The sequence below is a fragment of the Streptomyces sp. NPDC026417 genome (genome assembly GCF_055567695.1).
Genome location: NZ_JBVHPY010000008.1, coordinates 185,301 through 199,021 on the forward strand (window position 1 = coordinate 185,301; position 13,721 = coordinate 199,021).

Below are 13,721 nucleotides of genomic sequence, written 5' to 3' on the forward strand. Positions count from 1 at the left end.
CCCCGTGACTACCCCCGACCCGTCCGACGAGCAGCCTGACGAGCAGCCCGAAGAAGCCTACGGACCAGGCGACTTCAAGCACCCCGGCCTGTCCGAACCCCGGACCAAGGAGGAATGGCGCGAATACCTCGACTACGTTCTCCCGCCGAAGCCGGTCCTGCTGCCGCTGGAGGTCTATGAACAGCTCAGCACCGAGGAACAACGCCGCCACAATGCGGCCCGGGTGGCCCACCACAGCGCCCTGGTCATCGTCCGCACCAGCCAGATGAAGTCCATCCACCACCAGATCCGCCGCCGGATGATGACCAACAGCTTCCAGCCGGCCGGCGCCCGACGCGGCATCGTCCTCGACGGCCCCGCCACCCTCGGCAAATCCACCCTGGTCAAGACGTTCGCCTACGACTTCGAGCACGAACTGCGGCTGAACCATCCCGACCGCTACGACAAGAAGTACATCGTCGACGGGCGGGTGATCGACTACACGCCCGTCGTCTACGTCAACATCCCCTCCCAGGCCACGCCCAAGGACCTGTCCATCGCGCTCGCCGAGTACCTCGGCCAGCACTACCGCTCCGGTGCCACCAAGAGCGATATCACCCGACTCGTCCTGGAGAACATGCGCCGCGTCGGCGTCGAACTCGTGATCATCGACGACGCCCACTTCATGGACCTCTCCCTCAAGGAGGGCAAGGTCGTCAACGACCACCTCAAGCACATCGCGAACCACACCGCGGCCACCTTCATCTACACCGGCGTCGACCTCAAGCACTCCGGCCTCTTCCTCGAAGGCACCGGCGGGCGCCGCGCCACCCAGACCGCCGGCCGCAACATCCTGCTCCACATGACCCCCTACGGGATCCGGACCAGGACAGAGAAAGAGGACTGGGTCTCCGTCATCACCGCGATGGAAGAAGCCCTCGTCCTGTACAAACACCAGCACGGCACCCTCGTCGGTGAGTGGAAGTACCTGTACCGCCGCACCGGAGGCAACATCAGCTCCCTGGCAGAACTCATCCGCGAAGCGGCCGCCGACGCAGTTCTCACCGGCACGGAGCGGATCGACCGCGCCCTCCTCGACACCATCGTGATCAACGAGCACGCGCAGAGCACGTACGACGCGATGTGGCACGAAGAGCCTCTGCCCCCCTCACCGGACCAAGCCCACAACCTCGAGGACGAAGACGGCCAGGCCGCAGCCGGCTAGAACACCCCGCGCCACATCGTGACGAGCAGGAGAGCAGACGCCGCCGACCCGAACGTGCCAAGTCCCGCGTACCAGTTGGCGTCATCCGTCGGGGAGTCTGGCCGGTGGCGTGAGGCAGCTCAGGTGCTCTGCGGGGGTTCGTCGACGCGGCGGACTTCGCACTTGTCGAGGAGACGAGCGAAGTAGCTGTAGGCGGCCAGACGTTCCATGCCCTCCTGCTCGCTCAGCTCGTCACGGGTATGCGTCGTGACGTTCCTGACCGTCAGATTCAGCCCGGTCGCCAAGCTGTTCAACGCCTTGCCCAGCGGCTCCAGACCGCCACGCATGCTCTTGGTCGTCTTGTCCGCGGGATCGCCCGGCCACGCGAGCTTGGGCCTGCCAAGCTCAGGATCACCCGGCGAGAGAGTCTGCTGCCAGAACGGGGTGTCGTCCACGTCATGGCGGCCCAGGCGCGTCTTCCAATGCACGGTCAGCGCCTCCGACGCCTCACGAACCGCGACCCGGTACTGATGGGTCGTCCAATGCGCCGCCGCCGCAGTCCAGATGACCGGATGCAGCTCAGACGGAGCGAACCCTGGCACAGCCGTCTCCGCGGCCGTCTCCGCCTCGTCGATCATCATGCCCAGTCGGCCCCGGACCGTCGCCGCTGTATTGCGGACATCCTGCGGCGAGAAGAGTGCCTTCGGAGCCGACATGAGCGACCAGTTCGCGATCGGATCAACCGGGCCGAGTCCAGCGACACCGATACGAGCCCCGGTGACGGCGACAGCCCGCGCAGCAGCACCCGCGGTCTCCGCCACGTCGAGCTCAAGCTCCCGCACCGTCCCCTGATCCAGCCCGTCCTTCACATGGACCGTAGGAAACAAGCCCCGAGACGAACGAAGATCCGACTCGATCTGAGTCTCCATCCAGCGTTCGAAGGTCCGCTCGAACCTCTCCACAGCAGCGAGCAGCCGCTTCAGGTATTCAGCGCCGTACGTCGCCATGTGCTCCCCCTCCTCTGATCGTGTCTGCCCTGCACCGAGAGCCTAGGAGAGCACCGCACAACGGCCTCCTCCCAAATGGGCGGTGGCGGTTTCCACCGATGGGCAGAAGCGTGCCGTCGTATCGTGACGTGTGCCCGACCCTTCCGCTGCCCGCTGCATCCGACGTCTGCCGGCTGTGCCTCTGCCGCTTCCGAGGGAGTCGCTCCTCAGCTGGCTGGGACACATGAGCGCGGTCTACGAGGTCTCCCGCACGTCGATGGCCACGGCGTGCGGGCTCCTGCGGCCGGGCGACAACGCGGCGCGCATCGCCGACTCGGGGCCGACGTCGCTCGTGTACGGACTGGGCGACGAGGTCGTTCTTCGCGTCGAACAGGCAACCGGACTATCAGGTGACGAACTGCAGGCGATGACCTGGATGCGCTTCCTGGGGACCGCCGTAAAACTTGATCTGGTCAAATCCGCCCCACGGAACCTGTTCCGGGTTATGAAAGCGAGCTGGATCGACCCGCGCGAATTGAAGTTCTGCCCTTCTTGCATCGAAGAAAACGATGGACGCTGGCCCCTGGAATGGTGTACGCCATGGATGTTCGCGTGCTTGCGGCATCGATGCTATCTGCTGGCCGCATGCCCCGAATGCCACACTCCACTGCCCGGGGCGCACGTCAACCTCGACCAAGGAAGCTGCCACGGCTCCGAAAAGCACCGCATGACAGATGTCCTGCTTTGGCGATGCGGCACCGCGTACAAAAAGTGGAAGGCTCCTGATCTGCACGACGAAGTGCTCGCTGACCTGCAAAAATTCCTCGAAGAGCGCCTCGCGTCGGCACGACCGGAGGCTGTTCGGCTGCGAGGTGTCTTTGCCGACCTGACGGCAATGGCGGACTTTGCCTTCCACGTAGCCAGACCGGAAAATATTGAGGGTGCCGACCCGGTTGTCGCTGACGGCTTCGTCGATTTCTGTACGCGGTCTAACCAGGGAGCCTACGCCACCAGGATTGCAGGGCCAAAACCGATGGCTCAAACAGCGGCACTGCGAATCGCTGCCCAAATCCTGTTCAGCGGCGATCCGTGGTCTGCCGCCCGGGCGATCGTCGACTTTGCAGCCCGCCCACTCCCGGTTCGAGCGTTGCCACTGAATGAGGCATGGCGTAAAAAGCCGCCGCAGGACACGACGCGACTCCTCGCTCGAATCGTCGACTCGGTGCGGGTCGCTGCCCCCTCCGTGAAGGGGCACAACGGCCGGGCTCTGAGGTAGGCGCCGACTGTTGCGCCGACGATCAGGCTGATGCCCTACCCCGTCGAACGCGCTATGTGACGTCGACGCTTCAGAGCCGCCGCTCCCCGATGAGCTGCTCTGTTCACGGTGGGTGACGATCTTCCCGGGCTTGGCCTGCGCGTGGATCGGACACTGAAATCTTTCGTGCGACAAATGTGACCTAGGTCACCTCGCGGAAGATTTCAGTGCCCTGGTCAGCGACGTGCCAACTGAAATCTTTCCCGCCATCCGACAGCTGCGGCACGGTGCATGCGAACGCCGCGGCCCAGGTGCCGGCCCGGCTGGAGGCGCTGGGGACGGCAGCGGGGCTCGACCGGGCAGCTCTGCACAGCCAGTTGGCGGCCGCCCTCGCGGTGGTCCTGCATCTGGTGCGCGACCGGGCCGGGCGGCGCCGGATCGCCGAGGTGCACGTGCTGGAGCGGGATCCGTCGGGGTGGGTGGTGACCGTGCCCGCGCTGCGGTGGGGTGCGGAGGCGTTCGCGTACGAGCGGGGATGGGAGCGGCTGCGGGGGTTGCTCCGGTCCGGGACCGAGGGGAGCGGGTCGTGGTGACGGTGGAGCGGCGGCGAGACGGGGACGGGGGCTGGGATGGCGACGGGGATCGGTGAGATGTCGACCGGAGTGGCCATCGTGTGCGCCGGGGTCGCGGCCTGGCTGATCGGCGAGCGTGACTCGCGGGCCAGGCGGGCGCGGCTGCTGTGCTCGGGAAGCGGGCCCGCAATGGTCGTTCCGTGGCGGGAGAGGGCGCTGGTGGGGGCGCAGCGGCTGCGCGGACGGCTGACCGCCGAGTGGTGGTCCTTGGCCGGTGGGCTGGTGATCGCGCTGCTGGGGGCGTCCCCGTTGCCCTTGCTGGCCGGCGCGGCAGGAGTGCCTCTGTTGCGCCGTGTGCGCCGGGCCCGGGAGGCGCGGCGGGAGCGGGAACGGCGGTGCGATGCGGTCATCGCCCTGTGCGGGGCACTCGCGGGTGAGGTGCGGGCCGGGCGCCAGCCGGGGGAGGCGTTGTTGCGTGCCGCGGCCGACTCGGGCGGCCTCGGTGAGGCGCAGGCGGCGGTACAGGCGGCGGCGCGCTTCGGCGGTGACGTGCCCGGAACTCTCTCCGCCGCGGCACGCGAGCCGGGCGGCGAGGGGTTGTCGGGGCTCGCCGCGTGCTGGCGGGTGGCCGTGGACCGGGGTGCGGGCCTGGCGTCCGGTCTCGACCGCCTGGAGGGGGCGCTGCGGGCGGAGCGTGATCAACGCGCCGACCTTCGCGCCCAGTTGGCCGGTGCCCGGTCCACTGCGGTGATGCTCGCGGGGCTGCCGGTGCTGGGGCTCCTGCTGGGCACGGCTCTGGGCGCGGATCCCCTGCATGTCGTGCTGCACACCGGGCCCGGGCTGGGCTGTCTCCTGGTCGGCGCGGTGCTGGAGAGCGTGGGCCTGTGGTGGGCGCTGCGGATCGTACGGGGAGCGGAGGCGGTATGAACGCGGAAGTTGTCCACAGGTTGGGGGCGCTCCTGTGCGCGGCAGCCGCTCTGTGGTGGCTGGTCAGGGCGGCCGAGCGGGAGCGCAGGGCCGGACGGAGGGTGGCGGCGGCGCTGCTTCTGGAAGCGGCGACCGGGCGGCGGCGCGTCGATGTGCGGGAAGCGGTGCGGTGGTGGCTGCCGGTGACCGGTGCGGTGTGTGCCGGCTGGGTGCTGGTCGGAGGTCCCGCCGGGCTTGTGGTCGGGCTCGCCGCCGGGTTCGGGGTGTGGCGGTGGCGGCGGAGACAGCCGGCCGAGTCGACCCAGGGGTACGACGCGCGTCTCGCCGCCCGCCAGCTACCGCTTGCGGCCGACCTCCTGGCCGCGTGCATCGCGGCCGGAGCCGGGCCTGTCGCGGCGGCTCGGGCCGTGGGGGAGGCGTTGCGCGGGCCGGTCGGTGAACGTTTGGCCCGGGGCGCCGCCGAGGTCCGCCTGGGCGGTGAACCCGTTGACGCGTGGCGGGAGTTGGCGGCCGTGCCGGGCGCCGCGTCTCTGGCGCGGCTGCTGGAGCGGTCAGGGGAGTCGGGTGTACCGGCGGCCGGCCCCGTCGCCCGGGTCGCCGCGGAGGCGCGCGCCGAGTGGGGCCGCGCCGCCCAGGCCCGCGCCCGGCGGGCGGGGGTCATGGTGACCGCGCCGGTCGGGATGTGCTTTCTGCCCGCGTTCATCGCGGTCGGTGTGCTGCCCGTGGTGATCGGTCTCGCGGAAGGGGCCTTGGGAGGTGGTGGATAGGCGGTGGACAGCAGTGGTGCACACGCGGAGCGGGCACGCCGGGTGAGGGCCCGCGCGGCACGGCGGTGATTCGGGATCGACCGAGCAACGAGACATGACTTCACGGGGGTTGAGATGAGCAAGACGGTACGGGCAGGTATGCGTGTCCTGGCGGGCAGGGCGCGGGCGGCGTGCGGCGTCAGGGCGCGTGCGGCACGGAGGGACGCGGGCATGGTCACCTCCGAGTACGCGATGGGGATCATCGCGGCGGTGGCGTTCGCCGCGGTGCTCTACAAGGTGCTGACGAGCGGGCAGGTCAGCGGGGAGCTGCAGGACATCGTGGGACGTGCGCTCGATGTCCGCATGTGAAGCGCCCCGGGCGCGGCCCCACGGGCCCGGGGCGGGCGGGGCTCGGCCGGCCCGAGGCGATGCCGGGCACGCGGGGCCGGAGAGGGGCGGGGCGGGTCGGAAGCAGCCGGTCCGGCATGTGGGCCACGGGGGATGGTCTGAGTGGATCGGGGCGGGGCGAAGGCCGCCGTTCCGGTGGGTATGCGACGGCGGGTCTCTTGAGTGGGTCGGGGCGGGTTTGGAGCAGTCGGTCGCCCGTGTGGCCGGCCGCGGATGGTCCGAGCGGGTCCGGACGGGGGGAGGGCGGTCGGCGGCCGACGTGGCGGTCGGTTGCCCACGGCCGGAGACCCGTCGGGCAGGCCTGCCACGGCCGGGTGGGAGGGGGCAGCCGGTGTCGGCGATCGGCTCGGGTGGCCGTCCGTCCCGGTGGCGCGACCGGGGGTTCGTGACGGCGGAGACCGCGGTCGTCCTGCCCGCCCTCGTGCTCTTCGCGATGGCCCTGGTCTGGGCCCTGCTCGCCGCGGCGGCGCAAGTGCAGTGCGTGGACGCGGCGAGGGCGGGGGCTCGTGCGGCGGCCCGCCAGGACCCGCCCGACGCGGTGCTGGCGGTGGCACGCCGGGCGGCACCGAGCGGGGCGAGCGTGACGGTGAGCCGTGACGGCGACCTGGTGCGGGTGACGGTCACGGGCCACCCGCCCGGCCCGGACGGCCTGACCCTCGAACTGCGCCACGAGGCAGTGGCGTTGGCGGAGGAGACGGTGGGGGTGACGGGGTGAGGTGGGTGAGCCCGCGTGGTGAGCGCACGGGCCCGGCCCCTGTCGCGTCCGACCAGGGCTCCGCCTCCGACCAGGGCTCCTCCTCCGTCTGGGTGGTCGGTGCCATTGCCGTGCTGTGTGTCGTTTTCGGCGCGGTGCTGGCCATGGGGCAGGTCGTCGTGACCCGGCACCGAGCGGCGGCCGCAGCCGACCTCGCGGCACTGGCCGCGGCGGACCACTGGGCGAGCGGTGCCCTGTCGGCCTGCGCCGACGCCGAGCGGGTGGCACGGACGCAGGGCGCCCGCCTCGTACGGTGCACGCTCGCCGGCGAGGTCTCGGATGTCGCGGCGGCGTCGGGAAGGGGGTTCTTCGCCGCCGAGGTCCGGTCTAGAGCGGGGCCTGCGGGTCTCCCCGCTCCTCCGGGTCGCCCAGGCTCACCGGAGTCGCAGGTCCCATCGGGTCCGGATGGTCCTGCGGGTCCCGAGGATCCGGCCGATCCGGAGAGGCCGACGGGTCCGACGCGCCGGATGAAACCGCCGGCGTCGACGGGTCCGCCGTCGGACCACCGCTTCCCTCCGGCTCCGGCGCCCCCCGGAGCAGCACCGTGAGCAACCGCACCGCGCCCCGCTTGTGCAGCGGATCGTTGCCGTTGCCGCACTTGGGTGACTGGATGCAGGACGGGCAGCCGGCGTCGCACTCGCAGGAGGCGATGGCCTGGCGGGTGGCGGTGAGCCAGGCGCGGGCGGTGTGGAACGCACGTTCCGCGAAGCCCGCTCCGCCCGGGTGGCCGTCGTAGACGAAGACCGTGGGCAGGAGGGTGTCCGGGTGCAGCGGTACGGAGACGCCGCCGATGTCCCAGCGGTCGCAGGTGGCGAAGAGCGGCAGCATGCCGATCGAGGCGTGCTCGGCCGCGTGCAGGGCGCCGCCGAGGATCTCCGGGTTCACCCGGGCGGCGTCCAGCTGGTCCTCGGTGACCGTCCACCAGACGGCGCGCGTGCGCAGAGTACGGGGAGGGAGGTCGAGTTTGGTCTCGCCGAGGACTTCACCGGTGATGAGCCTGCGGCGCAGGAAGGAGACGACCTGGTTGGTGACCTCGACCGAGCCGTAGCACAACCGGCCCTCGCCCCAGGGGACTTCGACGTCGGTCTCCAGAACGGAGATGGAGGTCGTGTCGCGGGCGACCGTCGAGTACGGCGGCGCGGCCTCCTCGACCAGGGCGACGGAGTCCTCCAGGTCGAGCTTGCGGACCAGATAGGTGCGGCCCTGATGGAGATGGACCGCGCCCTCGTGCACGGCCGTGTGCGCGGCGCCCTCGTCGACCGTGCCGAGGAGCCGTCCCGTCCCGGACTCCACGACCTGGACGGGTCTGCCGCCCCCGCCGCGGATGTCGGTGAGGTCGGCGGCCCGCTCCCGGCGGGTCCAGTGCCAGGCCTTCGTCCGCCGGCGCAGCAGCTTCGCGGCCTCCAGCTGCGGCAGCAGGTCGGCCGCCGCGGGGCCGAAGAGCTTCAGGTCCTCGTCCGTGAGCGGTATCTCGGCGGCGGCGGCGCACAGGTGGGGCGCGAGGACGTACGGGTTGTCGGGGTCCAGGACGGTGGACTCGACCGGCTGGTCGAAGAGCGCCTCCGGGTGGTGGACCAGGAAGGTGTCCAGCGGGTCGTCGCGGGCGACCAGGATCGCCAGCGCCCCCTGGCCCGAGCGTCCGGCGCGGCCCGCCTGCTGCCACAGGGAGGCGCGGGTGCCGGGATAGCCGGCGATGAGGACGGCGTCCAGGCCGGAGATGTCGACGCCGAGTTCCAGGGCGGTGGTGGCGGCGAGGCCCAGGAGCTCACCGGAGTGCAGGGCGCGTTCCAGGGCGCGGCGTTCCTCGGGGAGATAGCCGCCGCGGTACGCCGCGACACGCCGGACCAGAGAACGGTCTGTTTCGGCGAGCCGCTCCTGGGTGATGACCGCGATCAGCTCGGCGCCCCGGCGTGAGCGCACGAAGGCGACGGAGCGCACGCCCTGGAGGGTCAGGTCGGTGAGGAGGTCCGCGGTCTCGGCGGTGGCGGTACGCCGAACGGGTGCGCCTTTCTCGCCGTGCAGTTCGGTGAGCGGGGGCTCCCAGAGCGCGAACACCAGTTCGCCGCGGGGGGAGGCGTCGTCGGCGACCTCGACCACCGGAAGGCCGGTGAGGCGGCCTGCGGCGACGGAGGGTTCCGCGGCGGTCGCGGAGGCCAGCAGGAAGACGGGGGAGGAGCCGTAGCGGGCGCAGAGGCGGCGCAGGCGGCGCAGTACCTGGGCGACGTGGGAGCCGAAGACGCCCCGGTAGGTGTGGCACTCGTCGATCACGACGTAGCGCAGGGACCGGAGGAAGGAGGACCAGCGGGGGTGGGAGGGCAGTATGCCGCGGTGCAGCATGTCGGGGTTGGTCAGGACGTAGTTGGCGTACTGGCGTACCCATTCGCGTTCCTCGACCGGCGTGTCGCCGTCGTAGACCGCGGCGCGCACGGCGTTGCCCAGAGGTTGTGAAAGTTCCTTCACCGACCGGCACTGGTCGGCCGCCAGGGCCTTGGTGGGGGCGAGGTAGAGGGCGGTGGCGCCGCGTCCGTTGGGGGCCTCGGAGCCGTCCAGGAGGGCCGTCAGGACCGGCGTGAGGTAGGCCAGGGACTTGCCCGAGGCGGTCCCCGTGGCGACGATCACCGACTCGCCGTCCAGGGCGTGCTCGGCGGCCCGTGCCTGGTGGGCCCAGGGGTGTTCGATGCCGGCGGCCTGCACGGCGGCGATGACCTCGGCGCGGATCCGGTCGGGCCAGACGGCATGCCGACCCGCACGCGGGGGCAAGTGCTCCGTATGAGTGATGCGCGAAGCCCGGCTCGGCCCCGAGGCGAGCCGGTCCAGGACCGTGCCCGGCGAGGGTCTGGAAGCGGTGTCCGTCCGGGTGTCATCGGATCGGTGATTCTTGGCCATCGGGACCGAGTGTGTCACTGGCGTGACGGACAATGGAGCCAAGGCGTCGTGCACGCCTGCCGGTAAGTGATTGAATGCCATCGCGGCTGGCGAACCGTCCCGGGGGCTCCGCCGAGGTGTCCCTTGGGATGACCGCTCGATTAGCAAGGTGCTGGAGGATCCGTGGACCTGTCCCTGTCGACCCGTACCGTCGGCGATCGTACGGTCGTCGAGGTCGGTGGCGAAATCGATGTATATACCGCGCCCAAGCTGCGCGAACAGCTGGTCGAGCTGGTGAACGACGGCAATTTCCATCTTGTCGTCGACATGGAGGGCGTGGACTTCCTCGACTCCACCGGGCTCGGCGTGCTGGTCGGCGGCCTGAAGCGTGTGCGGGCCCATGAGGGCTCGTTGCGGCTGGTCTGCAACCAGGAGCGCATTCTGAAGATCTTCCGTATCACCGTCCTCACCAAGGTGTTCCCCATCCACACCTCCGTCGACGAAGCGGTGGCGGCCACCGACTGACCCGTCCGCGGGCCGCGTGCCACAGGACGGCAGCAGTCGCGTGCCCGCGACGGCAGAAGCAAGGAGGGGGGACGGGCCTCGGCGGCCCGGCCCCCTGACAGCACGCCCGTAGTTCTTAGGGGGATGCATGGCCACCGTTGAACTCCGCTTCAGCGCGCTGCCCGAGCACGTCAGGACCGCCCGACTGGTGGCGGCAGCGGTGGCGCGCAGGGCCGGAGTGGACGAGGCCGTACTCGACGAGGTCAGACTCGCCGTGGGCGAGGCCTGTACCCGTGCCGTCGGACTGCACCAGAGCAGTGGGACGTCGGCGCCGGTCCGGGTGTCGCTGATCGAGGACGAGAAGCAGTTCTCCATCGAGGTCGGCGACGAGGCGCCGCGCGCGGCTCCCGGTGATCGGGTGCCGGGCGCTCGTGGTGTCTCCGACGAGCCGGACCCGGAGACCGAGGAGGACGAGATGGGCCTCGCGGTCATCAGCGGTCTGGTCGACGACGTCGAGGTGACCGCCGGGGAGAACGGCGGACTGATCAGGATGAGCTGGCCGACCACGCCGCCCGCCGCGCTCGTCCCGTAACGCCCTCCCCGAACCCCCGAACGGCGCAAGCGACCCGGATCAAGGGTCGCGGGCGACCGACCCGTAGCACCTCAAGGGCCCTGCTCAGCAGGGCCCTTTTTGCGTGCGTGGCACGGGTGGTGTGGCGTGCGGGACACGGACGGCCGCCTTTTCGTGAATTCATTCACGATCAATCGGGTGATTGTTGGATCAAGCGTCAACGCTTTTGGGGCATTACCACTTTCGGGTTCCGTGTTCACAGGCGATCATTTGCTGAAGGGCCTGTGAAGGCTAATTCCGTTTGCCGCACACTGTTTTGATCAGGTTCCGGTACCTACAATCCGTCCACATCTTGAGCTCAGCCCAAGCGTCAAGGAGGACGAATGGCGGGGCTTTCTACCCCTCATGAGTTTGACCACCCCACAACCCTCGCAGCCGCGGTACTGACGGACGACAACCGCATCATCGTGATGGTGATCGGGGTCGTCGCGCTCGCGGCACTCGTGGTCGCCGGAATCCTGGTGCGCCAGGTCCTCGCCGCCGGCGAGGGCACCGACAGCATGAAGAAGATCGCCACGGCGATCCAGGAGGGCGCCAACGCCTACCTCGGGCGGCAGATGAGGACCCTCGGCGTATTCGCCGTCGTGGTGTTCTTCCTGCTCATGCTGTTGCCCGCGGACGACTGGAATCAGCGGGCCGGCCGATCGATCTTCTTCCTGATCGGTGCGGTGTTCTCGGCGACCACCGGCTATATCGGCATGTGGCTCGCCGTACGCAGCAATGTCCGCGTGGCCGCCGCGGCACGGGAAGCGACTCCGGCGGAGGGTGAGCCCGAAAAGGATCTCACCGCCGTCTCGCACAAAGCCATGAAGATCGCTTTCCGAACGGGCGGCGTCGTCGGCATGTTCACGGTGGGGCTCGGTCTGCTGGGTGCCTCCTGCGTGGTGCTGGTGTACGCGGCCGACGCGCCGAAGGTCCTGGAGGGCTTCGGCCTCGGTGCCGCGCTGATCGCGATGTTCATGCGTGTCGGCGGCGGCATCTTCACCAAGGCCGCCGACGTCGGCGCCGACCTGGTCGGCAAGGTCGAGCAGGGCATTCCTGAGGACGACCCGCGCAATGCCGCGACCATCGCCGACAACGTGGGCGACAACGTGGGCGACTGCGCCGGCATGGCCGCCGACCTCTTCGAGTCCTACGCGGTGACGCTGGTCGCCGCGCTGATCCTCGGCAAGGCCGCGTTCGGCGACTCCGGGCTGGCGTTCCCGCTGATCGTTCCGGCGATCGGGGTCGTCACCGCGATGATCGGCATCTTCGCGGTGGCGCCACGCCGGTCGGACCGCAGCGGGATGAGCGCCATCAACCGCGGCTTCTTCATCTCCGCGGTGATCTCGCTGGTCCTGGTGGCGGCGGCCGTCTACGCCTACCTGCCGTCGTCGTACGCCGATCTGGACGGTGTCACCGACTCGGCCATCCAGGCCAAGGGCGGCGACCCGCGGATCCTCGCGATCATCGCCGTCGCGATCGGCATCGTGATGGCGGCGCTGATCCAGCAGCTCACCGGCTACTTCACCGAGACGACCCGCAGGCCCGTGCGGGACATCGGCAAGAGCTCGCTCACCGGCGCGGCCACCGTCGTCCTCGCCGGCATCTCCATCGGTCTCGAATCGGCCGTCTACACGGCCCTGTTGATCGGGCTCGGCGTCTACGGCGCGTTCCTGCTCGGCGGTACGTCGATCATGCTGGCGCTGTTCGCGGTGGCACTGGCCGGTACGGGACTGCTCACCACGGTCGGGGTGATCGTGGCGATGGACACCTTCGGTCCGGTCTCCGACAACGCGCAGGGCATCGCCGAGATGTCCGGCGACGTCGAGGGCGCGGGTGCGCAGGTGCTCACCGACCTGGACGCGGTGGGCAACACCACCAAGGCCATCACCAAGGGCATCGCCATCGCCACCGCGGTCCTCGCGGCCTCGGCCCTGTTCGGCTCGTACCGCGACGCGATCACCACGGCGGCGGCCGAGGTGGGCGAGAAGGTGTCCGGCAGTGGCGCGCCGCTCAACCTGATGATGGACATCTCGCAGCCGAACAACCTGGTCGGCCTCATCGCGGGCGCCGCGGTCGTCTTCCTCTTCTCGGGGCTGGCGATCAACGCGGTGTCCCGGTCCGCGGGGGCCGTGGTCTACGAGGTGCGGCGGCAGTTCCGCGAGCACCCCGGGATCATGGACTACAGCGAGAAGCCGGAGTACGGGCGCGTCGTCGACATCTGCACCAAGGACGCGTTGCGCGAACTCGCCACCCCCGGTCTGCTCGCCGTACTGACACCGATCGCGATCGGGTTCACGCTCGGAGTCGGCGCGCTCGGCTCCTTCCTCGCGGGCGCGATCGGCACCGGCACGCTGATGGCGGTCTTCCTCGCCAACTCGGGTGGCGCGTGGGACAACGCGAAGAAACTCGTCGAGGACGGCCACCACGGCGGCAAGGGCAGCGAGGCCCATGCGGCGACGGTGATCGGCGACACGGTCGGCGACCCGTTCAAGGACACCGCGGGCCCCGCGATCAACCCGCTGCTGAAGGTGATGAACCTGGTGGCGCTGCTGATCGCACCAGCGGTCGTCAAGTTCTCCTACGGCGACGACAAGAGCGTCGGTCTGCGCGTGCTGATCGCGGTGCTGTCGTTGCTCGTGATCGTGGGTGCCGTCTACATCTCCAAGCGGCGCGGAATCGCCGTGGGCGACGAGGAGGGCAACGCGGAGCGATCCGCCAAGTCGGCCGATCCCGCGGTGGTTTCGTAGCAACGGGAATCCCGCACACGGCCGGACCGCGGCCAACGGGCGGGGGGGGGGGGGGGGGGGGGGGGGGGGGGGGGGGGGGGGGGGGGGCGGAGGGGGGGGGGGGGGGGGGGGCGGGGGAGGGGTGGTGATTCTCCGCGCTTTCCATCGTCGGACCCCAT

Annotated in this window: 11 protein-coding genes and 2 pseudogenes; 11 read left to right on the forward strand and 2 right to left on the reverse strand. The window is 70.2% G+C overall.

What is annotated here, in order from left to right; genetic code table 11:
• Positions 1-4: 4 nt before the first annotated feature.
• The gene (locus ACZ4NT_RS15540) at positions 5-1,204 is read left to right on the forward strand and encodes a TniB family NTP-binding protein (protein WP_467725723.1); all 1,200 of its coding nucleotides are present in this window, start codon (positions 5-7) and stop codon (positions 1,202-1,204) included.
• Between the two features lie 119 nt (positions 1,205-1,323).
• Here ACZ4NT_RS15540 and ACZ4NT_RS15545 read toward each other — a convergent pair whose 3' ends face one another.
• Positions 1,324-2,190 carry a TIGR02391 family protein gene (locus ACZ4NT_RS15545; RefSeq protein WP_467725724.1) on the reverse strand — a complete coding sequence of 289 codons (867 nt, stop codon included), beginning with the start codon at positions 2,188-2,190 and terminating at the stop codon, positions 1,324-1,326.
• 175 nt (positions 2,191-2,365) lie between these two features.
• On the opposite strand from ACZ4NT_RS15545, the gene ACZ4NT_RS15550 reads away from it, so the two are divergent.
• The 7 genes and pseudogenes from ACZ4NT_RS15550 to ACZ4NT_RS15580 all read left to right on the forward strand — a co-directional run.
• A complete protein-coding gene (locus ACZ4NT_RS15550; protein WP_467725834.1) occupies positions 2,366-3,445 on the forward strand; it encodes a TniQ family protein in 1,080 nt (359 codons plus the stop codon).
• Between the two features lie 257 nt (positions 3,446-3,702).
• Positions 3,703-4,017 (forward strand): annotated as a pseudogene (locus ACZ4NT_RS15555) (TadA family conjugal transfer-associated ATPase); the annotation flags it as partial.
• Positions 4,018-4,074: 57 nt separating this feature from the next.
• Complete coding sequence (locus ACZ4NT_RS15560) at positions 4,075-4,923, forward strand: type II secretion system F family protein (protein WP_467725726.1); 849 nt, start codon at positions 4,075-4,077, stop codon at positions 4,921-4,923.
• Positions 4,920-5,690 carry a type II secretion system F family protein gene (locus ACZ4NT_RS15565; protein ID WP_121405243.1) on the forward strand — a complete coding sequence of 257 codons (771 nt, stop codon included), beginning with the start codon at positions 4,920-4,922 and terminating at the stop codon, positions 5,688-5,690. Before ACZ4NT_RS15560 ends, ACZ4NT_RS15565 begins: the two co-directional genes overlap by 4 nt.
• Before the next feature lie 114 nt (positions 5,691-5,804).
• Entirely contained in the window at positions 5,805-6,038 is a 234-nt protein-coding gene (locus ACZ4NT_RS15570; RefSeq protein WP_467725728.1) for a DUF4244 domain-containing protein, read from the forward strand.
• Between the two features lie 370 nt (positions 6,039-6,408).
• A complete protein-coding gene (locus tag ACZ4NT_RS15575) occupies positions 6,409-6,792 on the forward strand; it encodes a TadE family type IV pilus minor pilin (protein WP_220784175.1) in 384 nt (127 codons plus the stop codon).
• A gap of 110 nt (positions 6,793-6,902) precedes the next feature.
• Positions 6,903-7,112: pseudogene (locus tag ACZ4NT_RS15580) on the forward strand (Rv3654c family TadE-like protein); the annotation flags it as partial.
• Positions 7,113-7,158: 46 nt separating this feature from the next.
• Here the strand turns inward: ACZ4NT_RS15580 and ACZ4NT_RS15585 are convergent.
• A complete protein-coding gene (locus ACZ4NT_RS15585; RefSeq protein WP_467725730.1) occupies positions 7,159-9,798 on the reverse strand; it encodes a DEAD/DEAH box helicase in 2,640 nt (879 codons plus the stop codon).
• An 81-nt stretch (positions 9,799-9,879) separates the two neighbouring features.
• Here ACZ4NT_RS15585 and bldG point away from each other — a divergent pair, with 81 nt between their 5' ends.
• The 3 genes from bldG to ACZ4NT_RS15600 all read left to right on the forward strand — a co-directional run bounded on the left by bldG (position 9,880) and on the right by ACZ4NT_RS15600 (position 13,563).
• The gene (gene bldG, locus ACZ4NT_RS15590; RefSeq protein WP_467725732.1) at positions 9,880-10,221 is read left to right on the forward strand and encodes an anti-sigma factor antagonist BldG; all 342 of its coding nucleotides are present in this window, start codon (positions 9,880-9,882) and stop codon (positions 10,219-10,221) included.
• Between the two features lie 127 nt (positions 10,222-10,348).
• Complete coding sequence (locus ACZ4NT_RS15595) at positions 10,349-10,792, forward strand: ATP-binding protein (RefSeq protein WP_467725734.1); 444 nt, start codon at positions 10,349-10,351, stop codon at positions 10,790-10,792.
• A 362-nt stretch (positions 10,793-11,154) separates the two neighbouring features.
• A complete protein-coding gene (locus ACZ4NT_RS15600) occupies positions 11,155-13,563 on the forward strand; it encodes a sodium-translocating pyrophosphatase (RefSeq protein ID WP_121405246.1) in 2,409 nt (802 codons plus the stop codon).
• Positions 13,564-13,721: the final 158 nt, after the last annotated feature.